This window comes from Cellulomonas palmilytica, from assembly GCF_021590045.1.
Taxonomy (GTDB): domain Bacteria; phylum Actinomycetota; class Actinomycetes; order Actinomycetales; family Cellulomonadaceae; genus Cellulomonas; species Cellulomonas palmilytica.
This window is the reverse complement of record NZ_CP062221.1, coordinates 889,110-912,321: the sequence shown is the minus strand read 5'-3', so window position 1 is coordinate 912,321 and position 23,212 is coordinate 889,110. Positions and strand designations below refer to the sequence as shown.

18 protein-coding genes and 1 riboswitch are annotated in these 23,212 nt (G+C 75.0%); of the genes, 13 read left to right on the top strand and 5 right to left on the bottom strand.

Annotated elements, in window-relative coordinates; genetic code table 11:
- Nucleotides 1-67 precede the first annotated feature (67 nt).
- The 3 genes from F1D97_RS04365 to F1D97_RS04355 are packed head-to-tail and all read left to right on the top strand — an operon-like array spanning nucleotide 68 to nucleotide 1,986.
- Complete coding sequence (locus F1D97_RS04365; protein WP_236122495.1) at nucleotides 68-688, top strand: L-threonylcarbamoyladenylate synthase; 621 nt, start codon at nucleotides 68-70, stop codon at nucleotides 686-688.
- A 44-nt stretch (nucleotides 689-732) separates the two neighbouring features.
- Entirely contained in the window at nucleotides 733-1,482 is a 750-nt protein-coding gene (locus tag F1D97_RS04360) for a uracil-DNA glycosylase (protein WP_317618949.1), read from the top strand.
- Nucleotides 1,483-1,521: 39 nt separating this feature from the next.
- Nucleotides 1,522-1,986, top strand: a complete 465-nt coding sequence (locus F1D97_RS04355) for a VOC family protein (protein ID WP_236122494.1) — start codon at nucleotides 1,522-1,524, stop codon at nucleotides 1,984-1,986.
- Between the two features lie 33 nt (nucleotides 1,987-2,019).
- Here F1D97_RS04355 and F1D97_RS04350 read toward each other — a convergent pair whose 3' ends face one another.
- Entirely contained in the window at nucleotides 2,020-2,526 is a 507-nt protein-coding gene (locus tag F1D97_RS04350; protein ID WP_236122493.1) for an FBP domain-containing protein, read from the bottom strand.
- A gap of 398 nt (nucleotides 2,527-2,924) precedes the next feature.
- Here F1D97_RS04350 and F1D97_RS04345 point away from each other — a divergent pair, with 398 nt between their 5' ends.
- Nucleotides 2,925-3,362, top strand: a complete 438-nt coding sequence (locus tag F1D97_RS04345) for a nitroreductase family deazaflavin-dependent oxidoreductase (protein WP_236122492.1) — start codon at nucleotides 2,925-2,927, stop codon at nucleotides 3,360-3,362.
- Between the two features lie 15 nt (nucleotides 3,363-3,377).
- On the opposite strand, the gene F1D97_RS04340 is transcribed toward F1D97_RS04345, so the two are convergent.
- Nucleotides 3,378-4,115 carry an MIP/aquaporin family protein gene (locus tag F1D97_RS04340; protein WP_236122491.1) on the bottom strand — a complete coding sequence of 246 codons (738 nt, stop codon included), beginning with the start codon at nucleotides 4,113-4,115 and terminating at the stop codon, nucleotides 3,378-3,380.
- Nucleotides 4,116-4,270: 155 nt separating this feature from the next.
- Here F1D97_RS04340 and F1D97_RS04335 point away from each other — a divergent pair, with 155 nt between their 5' ends.
- A complete protein-coding gene (locus F1D97_RS04335) occupies nucleotides 4,271-4,975 on the top strand; it encodes an HNH endonuclease family protein (RefSeq protein WP_236122490.1) in 705 nt (234 codons plus the stop codon).
- Between the two features lie 194 nt (nucleotides 4,976-5,169).
- Here F1D97_RS04335 and F1D97_RS04330 read toward each other — a convergent pair whose 3' ends face one another.
- Entirely contained in the window at nucleotides 5,170-5,883 is a 714-nt protein-coding gene (locus F1D97_RS04330; RefSeq protein ID WP_236122489.1) for an LmeA family phospholipid-binding protein, read from the bottom strand.
- A gap of 276 nt (nucleotides 5,884-6,159) precedes the next feature.
- On the opposite strand from F1D97_RS04330, the gene F1D97_RS04325 reads away from it, so the two are divergent.
- A complete protein-coding gene (locus tag F1D97_RS04325; RefSeq protein ID WP_236122488.1) occupies nucleotides 6,160-6,585 on the top strand; it encodes a hypothetical protein in 426 nt (141 codons plus the stop codon).
- 104 nt (nucleotides 6,586-6,689) lie between these two features.
- Here F1D97_RS04325 and F1D97_RS04320 read toward each other — a convergent pair whose 3' ends face one another.
- On the bottom strand, nucleotides 6,690-9,782 hold the full coding sequence (locus F1D97_RS04320; protein ID WP_236122487.1) for an AAA family ATPase: 3,093 nt from the start codon (nucleotides 9,780-9,782) through the stop codon (nucleotides 6,690-6,692).
- A complete protein-coding gene (locus F1D97_RS04315) occupies nucleotides 9,782-10,963 on the bottom strand; it encodes an exonuclease SbcCD subunit D (protein WP_236122486.1) in 1,182 nt (393 codons plus the stop codon). The genes F1D97_RS04320 and F1D97_RS04315 overlap by 1 nt, the downstream gene beginning before the upstream one ends.
- Nucleotides 10,964-11,271: 308 nt before the next feature.
- Between F1D97_RS04315 and F1D97_RS04310 the strand changes: the two genes are divergently transcribed.
- From F1D97_RS04310 to metE, 7 genes are all read left to right on the top strand, one after another.
- Nucleotides 11,272-13,092, top strand: a complete 1,821-nt coding sequence (locus F1D97_RS04310) for an alpha/beta hydrolase (protein WP_236122485.1) — start codon at nucleotides 11,272-11,274, stop codon at nucleotides 13,090-13,092.
- Nucleotides 13,093-13,225: 133 nt separating this feature from the next.
- Complete coding sequence (locus tag F1D97_RS04305) at nucleotides 13,226-13,708, top strand: aminoacyl-tRNA deacylase (RefSeq protein ID WP_236122484.1); 483 nt, start codon at nucleotides 13,226-13,228, stop codon at nucleotides 13,706-13,708.
- A 79-nt stretch (nucleotides 13,709-13,787) separates the two neighbouring features.
- Nucleotides 13,788-18,137 carry an ATP-dependent RNA helicase HrpA gene (gene hrpA, locus F1D97_RS04300; protein ID WP_396022556.1) on the top strand — a complete coding sequence of 1,450 codons (4,350 nt, stop codon included), beginning with the start codon at nucleotides 13,788-13,790 and terminating at the stop codon, nucleotides 18,135-18,137.
- Nucleotides 18,138-18,407: 270 nt separating this feature from the next.
- Nucleotides 18,408-19,034, top strand: coding sequence for a DNA-3-methyladenine glycosylase I (locus F1D97_RS04295; RefSeq protein ID WP_236122483.1), 627 nt, complete (start codon nucleotides 18,408-18,410; stop codon nucleotides 19,032-19,034).
- A 231-nt stretch (nucleotides 19,035-19,265) separates the two neighbouring features.
- Nucleotides 19,266-19,451: a hypothetical protein gene (locus F1D97_RS04290; protein WP_236122482.1), complete on the top strand. Its 186-nt coding sequence runs from the start codon at nucleotides 19,266-19,268 to the stop codon at nucleotides 19,449-19,451.
- Between the two features lie 244 nt (nucleotides 19,452-19,695).
- Nucleotides 19,696-19,792: riboswitch (SAM riboswitch) on the top strand.
- A 39-nt stretch (nucleotides 19,793-19,831) separates the two neighbouring features.
- Nucleotides 19,832-20,803 carry a methylenetetrahydrofolate reductase gene (locus F1D97_RS04285; RefSeq protein ID WP_236122481.1) on the top strand — a complete coding sequence of 324 codons (972 nt, stop codon included), beginning with the start codon at nucleotides 19,832-19,834 and terminating at the stop codon, nucleotides 20,801-20,803.
- A gap of 60 nt (nucleotides 20,804-20,863) precedes the next feature.
- Nucleotides 20,864-23,194, top strand: a complete 2,331-nt coding sequence (metE, locus tag F1D97_RS04280; protein WP_236122480.1) for a 5-methyltetrahydropteroyltriglutamate--homocysteine S-methyltransferase — start codon at nucleotides 20,864-20,866, stop codon at nucleotides 23,192-23,194.
- Nucleotides 23,195-23,212 lie beyond the last annotated feature (18 nt).

Genomic DNA, 23,212 nt, shown 5'->3' with positions numbered 1-23,212 from the left:
TGGTCAGGGCCACGGCGACCGTCCCGGCCGACCGGCGGGCCGGACGGCCCAGGGCTACGGTGGCCGCATGGCCCGGTACCTCGACGTGCACCCCGACGACCCGCAGCCGCGCCTCGTCGCGCAGGCGGCCGACGTCCTGCGCGACGGCGGCGTCATCGCCTACCCCACCGACTCCTGCTACGCGCTCGGCACGACCATGGGCTCCGCGCAGGGCGCCGAGCGCATCCGACGCCTGCGGCACCTCGACGACAAGCACCACCTCACGCTCGTGTGCTCGGACTTCGCACAGCTCGGCCAGCTCGTCGTCCTGCCCAACACCGCGTTCCGCGCGATCAAGGCCGCGACCCCCGGGCCCTACACGTTCATCCTGCAGGCCACGCCCGAGGTGCCGCGGCGGCTCGCGCACGCCAAGAAGCGGTCCGTGGGCGTGCGCATCCCCGACCACCACGTCGCGCTCGCGATCGTCCGCGAGCTCGGCGAGCCGATCCTGTCGTCCTCGCTGCTCATGCCCGGCCACGACTGGCCCCTGACCGAGGGCTGGCAGATCAAGGACGAGCTCGACCACGAGCTCGACGCCGTCGTCGACGCGGGCGACTGCGGCACCACGCCCACCACGGTCGTCGACTGGACGTCCGGGTCCCCCGAGGTCGTCCGCGAGGGCGCGGGGGACCCCGACCGGTTCCGGTGACGGGACCGGCCGGCCCGGTCGGCCCGGCCGGAGGACCGGTCGGGGTGCCGGTCCCCGACGGCCCGCCCGGCGCCGCCGTGCCGCCGGGCGACCCGGACGCCGCCCGCTCCCCCGCGCTCGCCGCGCTCGACGCCGACGTCGTCGTGTGCCGCCGCTGCCCGCGGCTCGTCGCGTGGCGCGAGCAGGTCGGCCGCGAGCGCCGCGCCGCGTTCCGCGACCAGGAGTACTGGGCCCGGCCCGTGCCGGGGTTCGGCGACGCGCACGCGCGCATCCTCGTCGTCGGCCTCGCGCCCGCCGCGCACGGCGCCAACCGCACCGGCCGGATGTTCACCGGCGACCGCTCGGGCGACTTCCTGTTCGCCGCGATGCACCGCGTCGGCATGGCGAACCAGCCGACGTCCGTGAGCGCGGACGACGGCCTGCGGCTCACCGGGGTACGCACCACCGCGCCCGTGCGCTGCGCGCCGCCCGCCAACGCGCCCACGTCCGACGAGCGCCGCGCGTGCGCGCCGTTCCTCGCGCGCGAGATCGCCGCGGTCGACCCGCGCGTCGTCGTCGTGCTCGGCGCGTTCGGCTGGGCCGCGCTGCTCGACACGCTGCGCGACCTCGGGTGGGCCGCGCCGCGGCCCGCGCCGCGGTTCGCGCACGGCACCGAGGTCGTCGTGACGCGCGACGAGCGTGCGCTCACGCTGCTCGGGTGCTTCCACGTCAGCCAGCAGAACACCTTCACCGGCCGCCTCACGCCGGCGATGCTGGACGCGGTGCTGCTGCGCGCCCGTGACCTCGCGGCCTGACCCCTGGTGCCTGTCGGCGCGCAGGGGCAGGCTGGCCGCATGGAGATCTCGTTCGTCGCGGGCTTCGGGCCCATCACGCGTGACCCGAGCGCCGCCCGGGCCTTCTGGTCCACCGGCGGGCTCGGCATCCCCCTCGAGGAGCCCGCGCCCGGGTACCTCACCAACGACACGCTCGCCGGCGTCAAGGCGTTCGCGCTGTGGCCGCTCGAGCAGGCCGCCGAGTCCACGTTCGGCACGCCGCGGTGGCCCGCCGACCGGCCCGTGCCGCAGGCGTGGGTCGAGCTCGACGTCGCGTCGCACGAGGCCGTCGAGGAGTTCGCCGCCGAGCTCGTCGCGGCGGGCCACGAGCTGCTGCGCGGCGCGCACCTCGAGCCGTGGGGCCAGACCACCGCGCGGCTGCAGAGCCCCGAGGGGCTGCTGGTCGGCGTCTCGCACACGCCGTGGATGCACCCGGTCGACGACGACTCCGCCGAGGCCGCGCTGTCCCCGGGCCAGACCAGCTGACCCGGGGACGTGACCGCTGCGGTCACGCCGCGCTCACGAGTCGCGCAGCACCTCCGCGACGAACCGCGCCGACCGCTCGCGCAGGCCCGCGACGCGCGCGGCGCGGATCTGCTCACGGCGCTCCTCCGCGTCGTCGCCCGCCTCCGTGCGGGTCGGTGGGCGCCGCACGTTCGCCGAGCACGTGAAGTGCGTGCAGATGAGCGTGCCGATCGTGTTGCCGCGGCGACCGGACGCGCCCGCTCGTCGGGCCACGTACAGGCTCACGTCGTCCGTCACGACGACGTCCTCGCACCACGCGCACACCGCGCGGCGGCGGATGCGCTCCTTGGCGTCGGTCGAGCGCAGCAGCACGCCGACGGGCGCGCCGTCCACCGGCACCACCGCGTACGCGACGAGCGGCGCCTTGCGGTCACGCCAGCCCAGGTAGTCGAGGCGGTCCCAGTCGAGCTCGTCGAGCACGGGCAGCACGGCCTGGGCCGACTCCCGGCGCGACGCGTTCACGAAGGACGCGCGGATCTGCTTCTCGGTCAGGGGTTCCATGGGGATCTCCGGTCAGGCTCCCGCCGGACGCGTGCGTGGGTCACGGCGGGCGAGGGTGGGCACGACGACAGTGCGCCGCCCGGGTCCTGACCTGGCTGTCCGACGAACCGGCTGTCCGACGAACGGGCGGGACGACGAACGGGCGGGACGACGAGGGGGTCAGGCGGGGGCGACGCGCGGGGCGCCGTGGCCCGAGCAGGCCGCAGCGGCCACCTCGCAGCCTGCGATGCCGTGCATCCGCGTCTCCTCGTCGTGCGTGCGACCGTCGCGCCTCGCGCGCTCGCTCGTCGTGGTGCTCGTCGGCACCTGCCGCCCTGCGCGGCGCCGTCCATTGTGCACCGCGCCGCGCGCCGGGCCCGCCTGGAATACCCGGGGCCGGACCGGTCGTTGCCGCTGGCATGCCGCTGACCGGAGAGTACGAGCCCAGCACGTCGGACCGCACGCGTCGCCAGGTCGAGCTGTACGAGTCGAGCGGAGGGACCCAGGGCACGACGCTCAACGGCAAGCCCGTCGTCATCCTCACGACCGTCGGCGCGTCGTCGGGCAGGCTGCGCAAGAACGCCCTCATGCGCGTCGAGCACGACGGCCGCTACGCCGTCGTCGCGTCCATGGGCGGTGCGCCGCAGCACCCCGCCTGGTACCACAACGTCGTCGCGAACCCGCTGGTCGAGCTGCAGGACGGCCCGGTCCGCAAGGACTACGTCGCGCACGAGGCGACCGGCGCCGAGCGCGACGAGTGGTGGGAGCGCGCCGTCGAGGTGTGGCCCGACTACGACGTCTACGTCACGCGGACCTCGCGCACCATCCCGGTGTTCGTGCTCGAGCCCGTCGACTGACGCCGGCCCGGTCCCTCAGCCGAGCAGCAGCTTCCAGCCGCCCACGCCGATCAGGCCCGCGAGCATCGGCGCCGCGACCGGCACCCAGCCGTAGCGCCAGTCCGAGCCGCCCTTGTGCCTCAGCGGCAGCAGGCTGTGCACGATGCGCGGACCCAGGTCACGCGCGGGGTTGAGCGCCGGACCCGTCGGACCGCCGAGCCCCGCGACCAGGCCCCACACCAGGAAGCCGAGCGCGAGGTGCGCGAGCCCCGGCTCGGTCGCCGTGAGCGGCGAGCGCACGATCGCTAGCGCGCACGAGAACAGCACGACCGACCCGAGCAGCTCGTTCGCGAAGCCGTTCAGCCGCGACCTCGCCGCGTTGACCGTGGAGAACGTCGCGAGGATGTCGTCCGGGTCCTCGGTCAGGTCGTAGTACGGCTTGTGGGTCGCGACGATCGCGACCTGACCGGCCATCGCGCCCAGCACCTGCGCCACCACGTACGGGGCGACCTCCGACCACGGGAACAGCCCCCACGACGCGAGACCCACCGTGAACGCGGGGTTGATGTGGTTGCCGCTGATCCCGCCGAACATCAGCGCCGGGATCATCACGCCGAAGCCGTAGCCCATCGCGATGAGCGACCAGCCACCGCGGTACCCCTTCGAGCCCTTGAGGTGGACGTTCGCGACCGTCCCGTTGCCGAGGATGATGAGGATCGCGGTGCCGATGAACTCGCAGGCCACGCGCGTCATGAGGTCGTAGGAGGGGTCCACGTGCCCAGCCTGGCAGGCGGACGGGTGCGCGGTCACGCGGCACGACGGTCGTGTCCCGCCGCGACCCGACCCCAGCCCCCTGCGGCGTCGTGGTCGTCCACCGAAGGTGCCGGGCCGCCCGTGCTCGTCGCCACCGCGCCGCGAGGCTGCCGCGCGTGCGTGGCGGGTGGCCGTGGTGGACCGGGTGGCCGTGGTGGACCGGGTGGGCCGCCGTCGTCGTGCTCGGGCTCGTCGTCGGGCTCGGCGTGCCCGTGCTGCTGCGCGAACGGGCGTCCGCGCGCTGGCCCGTCACCGCCGCGGACCTCGCCGCCGGGCGCACGGCGCTCGACGCGCTCGACGTCGGGACCGTCCTGGACGTGCCGCCGTACGACCGCGCGCGCTTCGGGACCGCGTGGGCGGACGTCGACCGCAACGGGTGCTCCACGCGCGACGACGTGCTGCGCCGTGACCTGACCGCCGTGCGGCTCGACACCGACCGGTGCACCGTCCTGGCCGGCGTGCTCGCCGACCCGTACACCGGGCGTCGTATCCCCTTCCGGCGCGGGCCCGGCTCGGCCGACGTGCAGGTCGACCACGTCGTCGCGCTCGCCGACGCGTGGGCGAGCGGCGCGTTCGCGTGGGACCCGCGGGCGCGCGAGCGGTTCGCGAACGACCCCGCCAACCTGCTCGCCGTCGACGGCGCGGCCAACCAGGACAAGGGCGCCGCCGACGCGTCCGGCTGGCTCCCGCCCGACCCCGGCTACGCGTGCGTGTACGCGCTGCGCCAGATCCGCGTGAAGTCCGCCTACGCCCTGAGCGTCACACCCCCCGAGCGCGCCGCCCTGGCCACGGCCCTCACCACCTGCACCACCACCCCCTGACCCTCCCCCCGAGCGTCGACCCCCACCCCCTCGTCGACCCCGCCATCACTCGCGGAATCCAGCCCCATTCCCGGAGCAACCACAGGGTCGTCGGGAACCACCACCGCCGAGACCGCCATCCCTCGCGGTATCGGGGGCCAAAGCCGGAGCAACCACGGGGTCGGGACCGGGCGGGAGGGAAGGAGCGGGGCGGGTCAGGGGGCCGGGGTGGGGGCCGGGGTGACCGTGACGTCGGTGCCGGAGGCGGTGATGCGCAGGCCGTCGGGGTGGACGACGGCGTCGGTGAGCACCAGACCCTCCGGGAGGCCCTTGATCGGGACCGCGAGGTCGGTGAGCCGGCCCGCGAGGTCGGCGGGCAGGAGCGACGGGTCGAGGCCGACCCCGCCGACCGACACGCTCGCGAGGTCGACCAGCAGACGCCCGTCGACGACGTGCGGCACGAGCGTCGCGACGAGCGGGAGCCCGAGCGCCGTGCCGCTCAGCTGCAGCTCGCCGCCCTCGACACCCACCTCCACGTCGAGGTCGGTGCGCTGCGTGACGACGTCCTGCACGGAGGCGACCGGGACGGTGGCCTGCACGTCGAGCGTGTGCATCGCGTGAGGGCCGGTGGTGGACACGCCCTGCGCGTCGACGGACAGGTCCGTCATCACGACACCGCCGAGCGTCGCCCCGTCGAGTCTCAGATCGACGTCGTCGACCTCGCCGGAGACGAGCTGCCCCAGGAGCGGGAAGCCACCGACCTCGACGTGCGGCTCCCCGACGGGCTGCTCGACGCGCGCGGTGAAGGCGTCGGCGACGGCCTGCCGCACCCGCGCGGCCACCACGCGGTCGACGACGACGAGCGCGAGCAGCAGGACGAGCAGGCCGCCCGTCACGACCGCCCACCGGGCCCCCCGCCTTGCACGCATGCGCTTCACGCTAAGCGCTGTCTGTCGCAGCACCGCGACGAGGGCCCGGGCGCGGCCACCGCGCGACCCTCCCACGGACCTCGGAGATGGACACATGTCCGACATCTCGCCCGGGCCGCCCACCGCGTACGCCACCAGCAGCTTCACCCGCACCACTCGAGCGCCACGACCGCTGCGGGAGCGGCGCGGACCGCCTGCGGCGCGGGTCATTTGTGTGGCGCACGTCACGGCGCGCACCTAGCCTTGGACCGAAGGGACCGTGACGAAGGACGCCCGATGATGTGGGTTCTGCTGCTGATCAGCGTTCTGCTCCCGGCCATGCTCTTCGGGGCGATGCTCTCGTTGTTCCCCGGGGAGGACGAGCCGCCGCGATGGCGCACGGCCCTCGCCCGGACGTTCGAGCGCTGGGCGCACGCGCTGCGGCGCCCGGCCCCGCCCGAGCCGCCCCCGGCGAACCCGTTCGACGCGCTGTGGGTGCAGGACCGTCTGACCAAGGTCGCGGACCACGTGCGCCGGCTCGAGCTCGACACGCGCGGCTACGCCCGAGCGGAGCGGATCATCGCGTCACAGCTCGCGTACGACCAGCTGCTCGCGAAGGCGTGCGACCTCGCGGGGGTCGAGGTCGAGGAGAGCCCGCTGGGCGACCCGGCCGAGCGCTTCCGCGAGGAGGTCGAGCTCACGTCCCGCGGCTGGTCGTGGTGACCTGACGCGCCCCGTCCGGACGGGCCGTCCCGACGGGCCGTCTCGACGGCCGACGCCGACGGGCTGTCGTGACGAGCGCGGAGGACGAGCGCGACGGGCGCGGGTCAGCCCGCCCTGACGGTGAGGGTGCTCGGCCCGGCCGCCGTGCGCCGCACCTCGACGCGGTCCGCGATCGTCTGCTTGAGCGCGTCGACGTGCGACACCACGCCGACGACCCGCCCGCCAGCGCGCAGCCGGTCGAGCTCCGCGAGCACCTGGTCGAGCGTGTGCGGGTCGAGCGACCCGAAGCCCTCGTCGACGAACAGCGTGCCCAGGTCGATGCCGCCGGCCTCGGCGGTGACCACGTCGGCCATGCCGAGCGCGAGGCACAGCGAGACGTAGAACGTCTCGCCGCCGGACAGGGTGCGCGGGTCGCGCTGCTGCTCGGTGTGGTGGTCGAGCACGCGCATGGCCAGTCCGCGGCGGCGTGAGCTCACGTCCTCCTTGGCGTCGCTGCGCACGAGCTCGTAGCGGCCGTCGGACATCGCGACGAGCCGCGCGTTCGCGGCGGCGACGACGTCCTCGAACCGCCGCACGAGCACGTACGTCGCGAGCGACAGCGCGTGGTCGTTGTCCGAGCCGGTGCCCGACGCGAGCCCGGCGAGCCGCAGCACGGGTGCGGCGTCCCCCAGGCGTCGCATGTGCTCGTCGAGTGCGGCGAGCACGCCGCCGACCGCGTCCTGGGCGGCCTCCGCGCGGGCCCGGGACACCCCGGCGCCGGCGGTCGCCGCCTGGGCGGCCTCGGCGGCCGCCTGCTCGGCGGCCAGCACCGCGCCGATGTCCGGGACCGCTCCCTCGGGTACGTCCGCCAGCAGCGGTTCGTCCGCGAGCTCCGCGAGGCCCGTCTGCACGCGCGCGGTCTCGGCCTCGTGCGTGCGGACCAGCCGGTCCCGCGCGTCGGCCTGGTCGTCGGCGAGGTCGGCCGCCCGCGCCGCGTCGACGTCCGCGAACCCGTGCTCGGCGAGCGCGACCTCGAGCTCACGCGTGCGGCGCACGAGCTCGGCACCCGCGTCGGCCACGGAACGGAGCGCGTCGCGCAGGTCGGCCGCGATCCCGGCGCGCTCCTTGAGCGCGGCGAACCGTGCGGCGACCGTCGGGTGCTCGCCGCGTGCGAGCGCGACCTCGGCCTCGGCGGCCTCGACCGCGACCGTCTGCACGTCGACGAGCATCGCGGCGCTCTCCCGACCGGCGACCGCGAGCGCCCGTGCGCGGCGCCGCGCCTCGGTCTCCTCGTCGTACGTCGCGAGCCGGGCGGCCAGGACGTCCGCCTCGGTGCCGGCGGCCCGCGCCGCCTCGAGCGCCGCCTGCGCCCGCACCAGCGCGTCGCGCGCCTCGTCCGGCGTGGTGCCGTCGGTCGTCTCGCGCGCGGCGGCGACCTCCGCCCGGACGCGGGCGAGCGCCTCGCTCGCCGCCACGAACACCGTGTCGGCGCGCGACAGCGCGGCCTCGGCGGCGGCGACCTCGTCGGCCGTCACGTGGTCCGCGCCGAGCGCGGCTGGCCGCGGGTGCTCGACGCTCCCGCAGACGGGGCAGTCCTCTCCGGCCACCAGCTTGCCCGCGAGCTCGCCCGCGAGCCCCGCGATGCGCGCGAGCCGGGCCGCCGCCGCGGCGCCGACGGCCGCCTCCGCGTCGCGTCTCGCGCTCTCCGCCTCCGCCTCGGCGCGCTCCTCGCGGACCAGCAGCGTCGCGAGCCGCTCGTGCCCCTCCACACGCTGGCGGGCGCCCTCGAGGGTCACCGCGGCGGCCGCCTCGAGCGCGGCCTGCGTCCGGGCCTCCTCGAGGGCAGCCGCGAGCGCGGTCGCCTCGGCGGGGCGGTCCGCGAGCCACGCGTCGTGCGCGGCGATCTCGGTCTCGCGGTCCTCGACGGCGCCGCGCGCGCGGGTCACCTCGGCGCGCAGCGACTGCAGCGACGCCTCCGTCGCCACGACGTGCTCCAGGCCGGCCGCGGCGCGCACCGCGTCGTCGCGCGCGGCCACGAGGCGGTCGACCGCGGGGCCGGCCACGCCCGGCACGGGCTCGCCGTCGCCGACGAGCGCCGCGAGGTCCGCGGGCGCGACGTCCCGCGCCGCGACGAACGCCTTGGCCGCCGCGTCCCACGCGGACGACGCGGCGTCGACGGCCCGCAGCAGCGGGCGCACCGCCCGCGCGGCGCGCGCCGAGGCCAGTCGCTGCGTCGCCTGGCGGTACGCGTCCTGACCGGCCTCGAGCGCCACGAGCTCGGCGCGCAGCCCGCGGCGCCGCTCGGCGAGCCGCACCGTGCGCCGCCCGACCTCCGCCGCCGTGCGCGCTGCCTCGAGCGCGGCGGCCAGCCGGTCGGCCTCGGCGCGGTCGCGCTCCGCCTCGGCCGCGAGCGCCGCGAGCGGAGCCGCGAGCGCGCGCTCCACCTCGTCCGCTCCGCCGTGCCCGGCGAGCACGCGCGTCACGACGTCCCGCGCCTCGGCGAGCTCGTCGTCCAGCCGGGCCGCACCCGCGAGCTGCGCGACGCGCTCGGCGACCGTCCGACGCGTCGCCTCGGTCGCCCGGTCGGCCTCGCGGCGCATCTCGACGAGCCGCGCCTGCATGCGCTCGTACACCTCGGTGCCGAAGATCTTCTGCAGCAGGCTGCGCCGGTCCTCGGGGTCGGCCTTGAGGAACCGGGCGAACTCGCCCTGCGGCAGCACGATCGTCTGGACGAACTGCGCACGGTCCAGCCCGACGAGCCGCTGGATCTCGACGCCCACCTCGTCGAGCCGCGTCGAGAGCATCTCCCCCGCGGGCTCGTCGTCGGCCCCGGTCGTCCCGGCACCGCCGTCGCCCGTCAACCGCCACAGCCGCACCGACGCCTGCTGCCGCACCGTCCCGGTCCCGCGCTTCTTGGCGCGGTCGAACGCGGGCGTCCGGCGCACGCGGTACCGCCCGGCCGCGACCTCGAACACGAGGTCGACGAACGTCTCGGTGTCGTCGTCCGCGTACGCCGAGCGCACGCGGTCGCCGCTCGCGTCCGCCGAGGCGACCTTGCCGTACAGCGCGAACACGACGGCGTCGATGAGCGTCGACTTGCCGGCGCCCGTGGGGCCCTCGAGCAGGAACAGCCCCGACGCGCCGAGCTCGGCGAAGTCCACGGTGTGCCGGCCCGCGAACGGCCCGACGGCCTGCAGGGTCAGGGACAGCAGCCGCATCAGGCGCTCCGCTCCGCCGCGGCGGCGTGCTCGTACGCGGCGCGCAGCACCGCGAGCTCGTCGTCGTCCGGGCGTGCGCCGCTGACGTGCGCGACGAAGTCGCACGCGACCTCCACCGGGTCGGCCGCGGCCGTGACCGCGCGCAGCACGGCACCCTGCTCCGTCTGCGGCGGCCGGTGCTGCACGACGAGCGCGTGCGGGAACCGGGCGCGCACGCGCGCGTACAGGTCGTCAGGGCGGCGCTCGTCGGTCACGACGACCCGCACCCAGTCGTCCACGTGCGCCTCGCCCGCGGCGCCGAGCAGGTCCGCGAGCGCGCCCGTCACGTCCGCGAGCCGCCGCGGCACGGGCGCGGGCACCAGCTCGGTGCGCACCTCGTCGGACGACAGGTCGACGAGCACGCTCGACTTGGTGTGCCGCTGCTCGGAGAACGAGTACGCCAGGGGCGAGCCGCTGTACCGCATCGTCGTGCCCGCGGGTCCGCTCACGGCCTGCGGCCCGTGCAGGTGCCCGAGCGCGACGTAGTCCACGCCGCCCAGCACGTGCGAGGGCACGTGGTCGACGCCGCCGACCCGGATGTCCCGCTCGGACTCGCTCGCGACCCCGCCGACGACGAACGCGTGCGCCGCGACCAGGCTGCGCGGCCGGGTGCCGCCCGACAGCCTCGTCGAGCGCGCGGCCACGTCGGCCCGCACGCGCGCCATCGCGGCGGCGGTGACCGCCTCGTGCGAGCGCGCGAGCGGTGCCGCACCCGGCGCGGTGAGCTCGGTGCGGACCGTGTCCGGGTCGAGGTAGGGCAGGCCGTACACGAGCAGCGTGCGTCCCTCGTCGTCGGCCACCTCGACGGGACGGTCGAGCGTCGCGACACGCGTGCGCAGCTGCACGCGCTCGCGCATGAGGGCGGCGCCGAACCCGAGGCGCGTCGCGGAGTCATGGTTGCCGGACGTGAGGACCACGGTGGTGCGCTCGGCGAGCCGCGCGAGCGTCTCGGACAGCAGAGTCACGGCCTCCACGGGCGGGATCGCGCGGTCGTACACGTCGCCCGCGACGACGACCGCGTCGACCTGCTCGGAGCGCACCACGTCGACCAGGTGTTCCAGGTACGCCGCCTGGTGGTCGAGCAGGTCGACCCCGTGCAGCGACCGGCCCAGGTGCCAGTCGGAGGTGTGCAGGATCCGCATGCCCGGACCGTATCCGGCGGCGCCGACACACCCCGCGGGACAGGCCGGGACCCGCGCCGCACGTTTTCCCCCACCGGCCGCCCGGGCCGCGCAGCAGGCCGGCGCACCGCGTCCGACCTGCGCACCGGCCTGCTCGCCGAAGGTTGTCGGCCCCTGGGTTGATTCGTGGAGGTGCGCCGTTCGAGAAGTTCATCCCCCAGGTGGACCCCACGGCGGCGACGGCTTCGAAAGGGTGGCCCTGCGTGCCGGGGGTATCCAGGTCGACCGGACCAGGGGCGGCGCGCGACCCAGACAGGGGGTTTGTTCGTATGCACACTCGACCTCGCGCGTCCGCGTTCGCGACGCTCGTCGTCGCGGTCGCCCTCGCAGGATCCACGACCGCCGCGGCCCACGCCGCCGAGCCCACGGCCACCACACCGAGCGCCGTGACCGTCCCCGACATCACCGACCCGGCCGAGGCGGCCCGGGTCGACTCCGTCGTCGCGGACATCGACTGGTTCGACTGTTCCAACGTCGTCGACAAGGGTGTGCAGTGCGGCACCGTCGACCTCCCGCTCGACTACGACGACCCCGAGGGCCCGACGACGAGCGTCGCGCTCGTCCGCGTGCCCGCGACGAAGCCGACCGCCAAGCTCGGCTCGCTGTTCCTCAACCCCGGCGGCCCCGGCGGCTCGGGCGTGAACATCGCCATCAACGCCCCGTACTTCCTGCCCAAGGACATCGTCCAGCGCTTCGACCTGATCGGCGTCGACCCGCGCGGCACGAACTTCTCGGACAACGTCGCCTGCTTCCGCAACATCGGCGAGCAGACCGACACGCTGCTGCCCACCTGGGAGACCGCCTACCCGCGGACGACCGCGCAGCGCACCGACTTCGTGAACTCCGCGAAGAAGTACGGCCAGGCGTGCACCACCCTCGGCCAGCCGCTGTCGGCGTCGATGTCCACCGCGAACGTCGCGCGTGACATGGACGTCCTGCGCCGCACCCTCGGCGACGAGAAGCTCTCCTACCTGGGCTTCTCGTACGGCACGTACCTCGGCAACGTCTACGCGAACCTGTTCCCGGACCGCGTGCGGGCGATCGTGCTCGACGGCGTCCTCGACCCCGAGGGCTGGGCCGGCACCGAGGCGAACAAGGCCGTCCCGCAGACGCAGCGCATCGCGTCGGGTGACGGCGCGCTGAAGGCTCTGCGCTCGATCCTGACGAAGTGCGGCCAGAAGGGCCCGGACTACTGCTACCTGGCCAAGCGCAGCTCGAACCCGTCGAAGAAGTTCGACAAGTTCGCCAAGGAGCTCAAGCAGAACCCGATCGTCTTCGACGACGACTTCGAGATCGACTACGGCCTCGTGATGTCGTTCCTTCTGTCCGACCTGTACCAGTTCGAGGCGGGTGCGTGGGTCGACATGGACCTCGACATGTTCATGGAGCTCCAGGAGACCCCGACGAACGCGACGGAGCGCAAGCAGTGGAACGCGGCGGCCAAGAAGTTCAAGGCCCGCCTGAAGGAGTACAAGCAGTTCGCGGCGGACCAGGACGCGCAGAAGCAGCAGCTCGCCGCGAAGGTCCCGGGCTTCGCGTTCCCGTACGACAACTCGCCCGAGGCGTACCAGTCGGTCATGTGCTCCGACAGCCTCAACCCGGGCAACGCGGCCAGCTGGGTCGCGGCGGGCAACACGGCCGCCAAGACCGGTGACGCCTTCGGCCAGATGTGGACCTGGGCCTCGGCGCCGTGCGCGTCGTGGACGTGGAAGGCCGTGGACGAGGACGCGTACCGCGGGACGTTCGACCACGTGACGTCCGCGCCGGTGCTCGTCGTCGGCAACTGGTGGGACCCGGCGACGAACTACAACGGCGCCAAGGCCGCGGCGAAGCTGCTGCCGAACTCGTCGTTCGTGTCGAGCAACAGCTGGGGCCACACCGCGTTCGGGTCGTCGACCTGCGTCGACAACGCGATCACGAACTACCTGCTGACGGGCAAGGCGACGAAGGGCGCGACGCGTAGCTGCGTCGGTCAGCAGCCGTTCACGCAGAAGCTCGACTCCTCCGGGTACGAGTCGCTGTCGATCACGCCGCAGAAGGGCCGTGCGCCCATCACCATCCCGGTCCCGGGCGAGGTCCCCTCGCTCTGACCGGCGCCGCACCCGGGTACGTCAGCCGGGTGCGTCTGCCGGGTGCCGGAACGACCCGACGGGGGTCGCGACCACAGCGTCGCGGCCCCCGTCGCCGTACCCGCCGCGGGCCGGCATGTGGTGAGGTGGGCGCATGACGAGCGACGGGGAGCGGCGGGCGGTCGCGGCGCTGGAGGCGTCGGGGGTCGAGTTCACGGTGACCCGGCACGGCCGGGTCGGCTCGCTCGAGGAGGCGGCCGCGGCGCGCGGCGTCTCGCCGGGCGACGTCGTGAAGTCGCTCGTGGTGCGGCGCGGTGACGACGACTTCCTGTTCGTGCTGGTGACGGGCGACCGCGCGATCTCGTGGCCGAAGCTGCGCGCGCTGCTGGGCGTGTCCCGGCTGTCGCTGCCGGACGCGTCGACCGCGCTCGAGGTCACCGGGTACGAGCGCGGGACGATCACGCCGTTCGGGTCGCTCACGGCCTGGCCCGTGGTGGCCGACGAGCGCGTGCGCGGGCGGCGCGTGTCGATCGGCGCCGGCGCGCACGGGGTCGCGGCGACGGTCGACGGTGACGCCCTGGTCGCGGCGCTGGACGCGACGGTCGCGGACGTGACGCAGGACGCGTCGGAGCGCTGACGTCCCGTCCGCGCGCTCGTCGGGCCTCGACCGGAATGAGCGCGCGATCTTCCGGGGGGACCTGGGAGGATGGGACCCCGTGACCACCGACCAGCGCGACGAGCGCCGCCCGCCCCGCCGGGGTCGCGACCGCGCACGGGGCACGGGCGAGGCACGGGGCACGGGCGAGGCCCGGCGCGCACGCGCGGCCGCGGCTCGTGAGGCGGCGGTGCTGCCGCCCCTCACGTATCCCGAGGAGCTGCCGGTCAGCGCGCGGCGCGCGGACATCGCCGCCGCGATCCGGGACCACCAGGTCGTCGTCGTCGCGGGTGAGACCGGCTCGGGCAAGACGACGCAGCTGCCGAAGATCGCGCTCGAGCTCGGCCGGGGGCGCGCGGGGCAGATCGGCCACACGCAGCCGCGGCGCATCGCGGCCCGGTCGGTCGCGGAGCGGATCGCGCAGGAGATCGGCACGCCGCTGGGCGAGCTCGTCGGGTACCAGGTGCGGTTCACGGACACCTCGAGCGAGCACACGCTCGTCAAGGTCATGACGGACGGCATCCTGCTCGCGGCGATCCAGCGGGACCCGCTGCTGCGCCAGTACGACACGCTGATCATCGACGAGGCGCACGAGCGCTCGCTCAACATCGACTTCCTGCTCGGCTACCTGACGCGTCTGCTGCCGCGGCGGCCGGACCTCAAGCTGGTCATCACGTCCGCGACGATCGACTCGCAGCGCTTCGCGCGGCACTTCGCGGGCCCGCCGACGCCCGAGCACCCGGACGGTGTCCCGGCGCCGGTCGTCGAGGTCACGGGCCGCACGTACCCGGTCGAGATCCGGTACCGCCCGTTGTCGCCGGACGCGCTGGGCGTGGACGACGACGAGCTGGACGACGAGCGCCCGGCGCGCCGCACCCCGCCCCCGGCCCGTCAGCCGGTCCGCGAGCGCGACCTCATGACGGGGATCACCGAGGCGGTCGACGAGCTGTGCGCCGAGGGTCCGGGCGACGTGCTGGTGTTCCTGTCCGGCGAGCGGGAGATCCGCGACGCGACGGACGCGCTGCGCGCGTCGCTGGGCGCACGCGTGAGCGACCCGCGCCACCCGCAGGCCGTGGAGCTGCTGCCGCTGTACTCGCGCCTGTCGGCCGCGGAGCAGCACCGTGTGTTCTCGTCGCACCCGGGGCGGCGCATCGTCCTCGCGACGAACGTCGCGGAGACGTCGCTGACCGTGCCGGGCATCCGGTACGTCGTGGACCCGGGCACGGCGCGCATCAGCCGGTGGTCGAAGGCGACCAAGGTGCAGCGGCTGCCGATCGAGCCGATCAGCCAGGCGTCCGCGAACCAGCGCTCGGGCCGGTGCGGGCGCGTGGCGGACGGCATCGCGATCCGCCTGTACTCGCAGGAGGACTTCGAGCGGCGCGACCGGTTCACCGAGCCGGAGATCCTGCGCACCTCGCTGGCCTCGGTGATCCTGCAGATGATCGCGGTGGGCGTCGCGGCCTCGCCGCAGGACGTGGTCGACTTCCCGTTCGTCGACCCGCCGGACGTGCGCGCGGTGCGTGACGGCGTGCAGCTGCTGACCGAGCTCGGCGCGATCGAGTCCGGCCCGGACGGCACGCGGCTGACCGACACGGGGCGCGCGCTCGCGCAGCTGCCGGTGGACCCACGGCTCGCGCGCATGGTGGTCGAGGCGTCGCGCCGCGGCGTGCTGCGCGAGGTCGTCGTCGTCGCCGCCGCCCTGTCGATCCAGGACCCGCGCGAGCGGCCCGCCGAGGAGCGTGAGAAGGCGGACGCGCTGCACGCACGGTTCGCCGACCCGTCGTCGGACCTGCTGTCCTACCTGAACCTGTGGACGTACCTGCGTGAGCAGCGCCGCGAGCTGTCCGGCAACGCGTTCCGCCGTGCGTGCCGCGCCGAGCACCTCAACTACCTGCGGGTGCGCGAGTGGCAGGACGTGGTCACGCAGCTCAAGGAACTCGCGAAGGGTCTGCCGGGGACCAAGGGCAGGGGTCCCGACGAGAACCGCGCGCACGCCGACGACGGTGGCGGGTGGCCCGCGCTCGCGCAGGGTCCCGACGAGGACGCCGAGGCCGGTGGCGGCCCGCGCCGCGGCGAGCTGCGCCGCGACTGGGACTCCGACGCGATCCACCAGTCGGTGCTGTCCGGCCTGCTCTCGCACGTCGGGATGCAGGAGGCCACCGAGGTCGCCGCGCCCGCTCGTCGTGGCGACAAGCGCCCGGCGCGGCCCGACCGGCGCGGCCGCAACGAGTACCTGGGCGCGCGCGGCGCGCGGTTCGCGGTCTTCCCCGGCTCGGGCCTGGCCAGGAAGCCGCCGGCGTGGGTCATGGCCGCCGAGCTCGTCGAGACGTCGCGGCTGTGGGCGCGCGACGCGGCCCGCATCGACCCGGCATGGGCCGAGGAGCTCGGTGCGCACCTGGTCAAGCGCACGTACTCCGACCCGGCGTGGTCCACCAAGCAGGGCGCCGCGACGTGCACCGAGCGCGTGCTGCTGTACGGCCTGCCCGTGGTGGCCGGGCGGCGCGTGCTGTACGCGAAGGTCGACCCGGAGGCCGCGCGCGAGCTGTTCCTGCGGCACGCGCTCGTGCAGGGCGAGTGGACCACGCACCACCAGTTCTTCCACGAGAACCGCCGCCTGCTCGCCGAGGCGTCCGAGCTCGCGGCACGCGCCCGCCGCGCGGACCTGCTGGCCGACGAGGACGCGCTGTTCGACTTCTACGACGAGCGTGTCCCCGCGGACGTCGTCTCCGCACGGCACTTCGACCAGTGGTGGAAGTCCGCGCGGCGCCGCGACCCCGACCTGCTGACGTACTCGCGCGAGCTGCTCGTCTCGTCCGACGCGGACGCGATCGACGAGTCGTCGTTCCCGTCGCGCTGGCCGCAGGGCGACCTGTCGCTCCCGCTGACGTACCAGTTCGAGCCGGGCACCGAGGCGGACGGCGTCACCGTGCACATCCCGCTCCCCCAGCTGCCGCGGCTCACGCCCGACGGGTTCGGCTGGATGGTGCCGGGGCTGCTCGACGAGCTCGTCGTCGCGACCATCCGCGCGCTGCCCAAGCCCGTGCGCGTGCAGCTCGTCCCCGCGCCCGACGTGGGCCGCGCCGTGGCCGCGTGGCTGCGGTCGAACACCGCGTCCTGGGCGGACACCGTGCGCGCCGGTGACGCCGCGCCCTCGTTCCACGACGCGTTCCGCTCCGCGGTGCGCGCCGTGCGGGACATGGACGTGCCCGCCGACGCGTTCGACGACGACCGCCTGCCCGCGCACCTGCGCATGACGTTCCGCGTCGTGGGCGACCGCGGCGGCGTGGTCGACGAGGGCAAGGACCTCGCGGCTCTGCAGCACCGGCTCGCGGACCGCGCGCAGGACGCCGTCGACACCGCCGTGAAGGCGGCGCTGCGGCAGGCGATGCGCGAGGCGGGCCTCGCGGCCGACGAGCCCGCACGGCCCGGTCCGCGAGCGCGTCAGGACCGGCGCGGTGCCCGCTCCCCGGGCGGGTCGTCGGACGCGCGCTCGTCGGGGCAGGCCGCGACCGAACCCGCCGAGTCCGTGACGCGAGGGGGCCTCACGGCCTGGCCCGACGACCTCACGCTCCCGGAGGTCGTCGAGGTCCGCTCGGGTGCGACCGTCGTGCGCGCCTACCCGACGCTCGTCGACGCACGCACGAGCGTCTCGGTGCGCACCCTCGCCGACGCGTCCGCGCGCCCCGCCGCCGCGCGCGCCGGCCTGCGCCGGTTGCTGCTGCTCGACGTCGGGCTCGCCCCGGCCCGCGTGACCTCCCGCTGGACGGGCGCGCAGGCGCTCGCGCTCGCCGCCAACCCGTACCCGAGCCGCGAGGCGCTCGTCGAGGACGTGCAGCTCGCCGCGGTCGACGCGCTCGTCGACGAGCACCTGCGCACCCGCCCCGCGGACGCGGGCCGCACCCCCGCCGACGTCCGCACGCCCGAGGACTACGCCGCGCTGCGCGCGTACCTGCGCGACCGGCTCGAGGACCGGGTGCACGCGCTCGTCGGGGTACTGGTGCAGGTGCTCACCGCGTGGCGCGAGCTGGAGGTCGAGCTCAAGGGGACGTCCAGCCTCGCGCTGCTGGCCACCGCGTCCGACGTGCGCGAGCAGTCGGCGCGCCTGGTGCACGCGGGCTTCGTCGTCGAGACCGGCGCGGAGCGGCTGGTGCACCTGGTGCGGTACCTGCGCGCGGCGCGGCACCGGCTGGCCAAGGCCGCCGAGAACCCGGCGCGCGACGCGGACCTGGCCTGGCAGGTGCACGACCTGGAGAACGCGCTCGCGGCGGCCCCCGGCGCGGACCCGGCGCAGGTCGCGGCCGTGCGGTGGCAGCTCGAGGAGCTGCGCGTGAGCCTGTTCGCCCAGCAGCTCGGCACGCCCACCCCGGTCTCGGCCCAGCGCATCCGCAAGACCCTCGCCACCCTGACCTGACGCCCCGCCCCCGCGAGCCGGCTCCCCTCGTCGAGACCGTGGTTGCTCCGGCTCTCGGCGGCCGGAGCCGGAGGAAGGACGGGCTCGTCGGGCTCGCATCGTCGAGACCGTGGTTGCTCCGGCTTCGGGCCGGGGGTCTCGGCGCGGGACTGCTGCTGGGCAGGAACGCGGCGGTCGCGCGCGCGCGTCGGCCCAGGCTGACGCCTCGTCGTCCACAGGTCGACGCCGCGGGACTCCCGCATGTCGGCGCGGCACGGCAGACTCCCCCGCATGGACGACACCGCGACGGTCGACAGCACGGTCGACGCCCCTGCGGGCCCCGCCGACCCGACAGCCGGCCCTGTGACCGGGCGGTGCTTCGGGGACGGGGACCCGCTCTACGAGCGCTACCACGACGAAGAGTGGGGCGTGGCGGTGCACGGGGAGGAGGCGCTGTTCGAGCGGATCGCGCTCGAGGGCTTCCAGTCGGGGCTCGCGTGGATCACGGTGCTGCGCAAGCGCGAGTCGTTCCGGGCGGCGTTCGCGGGGTTCGACCCGCAGGTCGTCGCGGGGTACGACGAGCACGACGTGGAGCGGCTGCTCGCGGACGCGGGGATCGTGCGCAACCGGCAGAAGATCGAGGCGACGATCGCCAACGCGCGCGCCCTGCTCGCGCTGCACGAGTCGGGCCGCACGCTCGACGCGCTGCTCTGGTCGTTCGCGCCGGACCGCACGCAGCACGTGCGCCCCGCGTCCTGGGCGGACGTCCCCGCCGTGACCCCGGAGTCGCGCGCGCTGGCGCGCGAGCTGAAGTCGCTGGGGTTCCGGTTCGTCGGGCCGACCACCGCGTACGCGGCGATGCAGGCGTGCGGGCTCGTCGACGACCACCTGGCGACCTGCCCGTCCGCCCGCGGGTGAAGTGTCCGAACGGCGGCGCTGACGCGGGTGGGCCGCGTGTGGCGTTCGGGTGACGGTCCGGGCGGACGGAGTCGCAGGTCAGCGCGTGCTCGTCGGCCGGTGTCACGCGATTGCCCGCGGCGTCCGTCCGTCGAGGTGCCGCCCGCACGGATGACCCCCGTGCGTGCTCCCCTCGGGTGATCCGCCCGTCGGGGCTTCGCCTGATCGTGCGCGGCGATTACAGTTCCGCGCATGACCGAGATGCCCGACCCCGAAGGCGGCCTGGACGCCGTCCGCGGCGCGCGGGACGCCCTGGGCGGGTCGGTCCCGCCGGACGCGCAGGTCCTGCAGGCGGTCGAGGCCGGTCTGCTGTCGACGGTGACGGGGACCCCGCCGTGGGGCGAGATCCCGCACCAGCGGCCTCGCCCCCTCGCCTGACCTGCACTCCCCCGACCGCTCCGGCGAGCCGTGACCGGACTCCGGCCGGTGCCGTGGCGGCCCTGTCCCGGGACCCGCGGCGGCCGCACCGTCCCGCGCGAGTCCCGCGCCCGTCCCGCGGCCCTCCGCCGCCGCGACCCCGTCTGATCTGCGGCTCGTCGTCCGGCCGTCCGCTGGACGATCCGACCGTCTCGGTAAGTGAGAAGTCGTGGTCAGCATGTGGGCTCCCGGCCTACGATCACGCCAACCATCCAGAGCGGCCGAGAGACCTGGCTCGTCGACGCCGCAGCAACCCCCCTCCGCGACGAGGGTGTGGGTGCTTCCGCCAGGACCGATGGAGTCGACATGTCGCAGACCCTGTGTCTGAACGGACCGCTGGCGTGAGCGCGGCAACCGTGAACCCGCCCGCGGCGCACGTGGCGCCCGAGCCGCGCCCGCTGGGCACGCTCGACCGCCCGACGCTCTCGTTCGAGTTCTTCCCGCCCCGCAACCCGCAGGCCGCGCCCCGGCTGTGGGAGACGGTCCGTCAGCTGGAGTCGCTGCACCCGGACTTCGTCTCGGTGACGTACGGCGCGTCGGGCAAGACGCGCGAGACGTCGCGCGCGTTCGTGTCCCGCCTGCTGCGCGAGACGTCGCTGTCCCCCATCGCGCACCTCACGTGCGTGGGGACGAGCCGCGACGAGATCACGACGATCGTCGAGGAGTTCCTCGACGAGGGCGTGCGCTCGTTCCTCGCGCTGCGCGGCGACCCGCCCGCGGGGCAGACCGACTGGCAGGCGCACCCCGAGGGCCTGGAGACGGCGAGCGAGCTCGTCGGGCTCCTGCGGGACATCGAGTCGCGCCGCTGCGGCGCGAGCCCCGCGCAGGCCGTGCGCGCTCGCGTGCGTCCGCTGTCGGTCGCGGTCGCGGCGTTCCCGCGCGGCAACGCGGCCACCGGCGGCACGCGCGCGCAGGACGTCGCCTCCCTGCTGGCCAAGCAGCAGGCGGGCGCGGACTTCGCGATCACGCAGGTGTTCTACGACGCCGAGGCGTACCTGGGCCTGGTGGCCGAGGCACGTGACGCGGGCGTCGTGATCCCGATCATCCCCGGGATCATCCCGCTCACCGACCCGGCCCGGCTGCTGCGCACGCAGGAGCTCACGGGTGTCCCGGTGCCGCGGGACCTGCTGGACGCGCTGGGCGCGGCGGACGACCCGCTGGCGCGGCACCGCATCGGCACGCGCGCGGGCGTCGACCTCGTCAAGGGCATCCTCGACGGCGGCGCGCCCGGCGTGCACGTCTACACCTACAACAAGCACGAGGCCGCGCTCGACCTGCTCGAGGGCGCGCAGCTGGACGGCAAGGCCCGCTGAGGCCGCACCCCTCGTCGTCCCCCCGAACCCCGCACCACCACGAGACGAAGGCTGGACCCCATGAGCGAGACCCCGCAGTTCCCGACCGGCTCCGTGCTGGGCTACCCGCGCATCGGGCCGCGCCGCGAGCTCAAGAAGGCCATCGAGGCCTTCTGGGCCGGGAGGTCCACGGCCGACGAGGTCGAGGCGACCGCCGCGGCGCTGCGCAAGCGCACGCGTGACCGGCTCGTCGAGCTCGGCCTGCCGACGGACGTCCCGGCGATCCCGAGCGCGTTCTCGTTCTACGACCAGGTGCTCGACGCGACCGCGGTCGTCGGCGCGATCCCGGCCCGGTTCGCGGACCTCGTCGGCGAGGACGGCACGCTCGACCTCGCGGGCTACTCGACGGTCGCGCGCGGCCGCGGCGACGACCTGCCGCTCGAGATGACCAAGTGGTTCGACACGAACTACCACTACCTGGTCCCGGAGATCGGCCCCGAGACGACGTTCTCGTACGTGGGCACGCGCCCGGTCGCGGAGTTCGTCGAGGCGCTCGCCGACGGCGTGCTGACCCGCCCGGTCGTCGTCGGCCCCGTGACGTACCTGGCGCTCGCGAAGGCGACCGAGGGCTCGCCCGCGGACTTCTCCCCGATCGACCGCCTGCACGACCTGCTGCCGGTGTACGCGGACCTGCTGCGCGACCTCGCGGCCGCGGGCGCGACGTGGGTGCAGCTCGACGAGCCGGCGCTCGTCTCGGAGAGCATCGACGTGCCCGTCGAGCGGCTGCTCGCGGCGACCGCGGACGCCTACCGCGTGCTGTCGACCGAGCTCGCGCGCCCGCAGCGCCCCGCGCTGTTCGTCGCCGCCCCGTACGGGGACCTGGGCGCGGCGCTGCCGGTGCTCGCGGCGAGCGACGTCGAGGCGATCGGCCTGGACCTGGTCAAGGGCTCCGCGCCCACCGAGGCGGTCGCGGGCCTGGAGTCGAAGACGCTCGTCGCGGGCGTGATCGACGGCCACAACATCTGGCGCGCGGACCTGGACGCGAAGCTCCAGGTCCTCGAGCAGCTCGAGGTCATCGGCGCGGGCGCGGTCGCGGTCGGCACGTCGACGTCGCTGTTCCACGTCCCGCACGACACGGCCGACGAGCCGAACCTCGACCCGACGCTGCGCTCGTGGCTCGCGTTCGCGGACCAGAAGGTCACCGAGGTCGTCACGCTCGCCGAGGGCCTGTCCGAGGGTCGCGAGGCGATCCACGAGCAGCTGCTCGAGGCGTCCGACGCGGTCGCGTCGCGTCGCACCGCGCCGGGCGTGGTCCGTCTCGAGGTGCGCGAGCGCACGGGTGCGCTGTCCGACGACGCGTTCGCGCGCGGCTCGTTCGACGAGCGCAAGGAGGCGCAGGCGGCCCGCCTCAACCTCCCGCCGCTGCCGACGACGACCATCGGCTCGTTCCCGCAGACGCCGGAGATCCGCAAGGCCCGCGCGGCGCACGGCAAGGGCGAGCTGACCGCCGAGCAGTACGTCGAGGAGATGAAGGCGGAGATCCGCCGCGTCGTCGAGCTGCAGGAGCGCATCGGCCTGGACGTGCTGGTGCACGGCGAGCCCGAGCGCAACGACATGGTCCAGTACTTCGCGGAGAACCTGGACGGCTTCGCGGTCACGGAGAACGGCTGGGTGCAGTCGTACGGCTCGCGCTGCACGCGCCCGTCGATCCTGTGGGGCGACGTGTCGCGGCCGAAGCCGATCACGGTCGACTGGACGACGTACACGCAGTCGCTCACGAGCAAGCCGGTCAAGGGCATGCTCACGGGCCCGGTGACGATCCTCGCGTGGAGCTTCGTGCGCGACGACCAGCCGCTGCGCGAGACCGCGAACCAGGTGGCCCTGGCGCTGCGCGACGAGATCGCGGACCTCGAGGCCGCGGGCATCGCGGTGATCCAGGTCGACGAGCCCGCGCTGCGCGAGCTGCTGCCGCTGCGCGAGGCGGACCACGCCGACTACCTCGACTGGTCGGTCAGGTCGTTCCGCCTGGCGACCTCGGGCGTGCGCCCCGACACGCAGATCCACACGCACCTGTGCTACTCGGAGTTCGGCCAGATCATGGGTGCGATCGACGGCCTGGACGCCGACGTGACGTCCATCGAGGCCGCGCGTTCGAAGATGGAGATCGTCGAGGACATCGCGGCGGCGGGCTACCCGCGCGCGGTGGGCCCGGGCGTGTACGACATCCACTCGCCGCGCGTGCCGTCGGTCGACGAGATCACCGAGCTGCTCACGGGTGCGGTCAAGGCCATCGCGCTCGACCAGCTGTGGGTCAACCCGGACTGCGGCCTCAAGACCCGCCGGTACGACGAGACGACGCCGAGCCTCGAGCACATGCTCGCGGCGACGCAGGCGGTCCGCGCGACGCTCTGACGCGTCTCGCAGCACGCA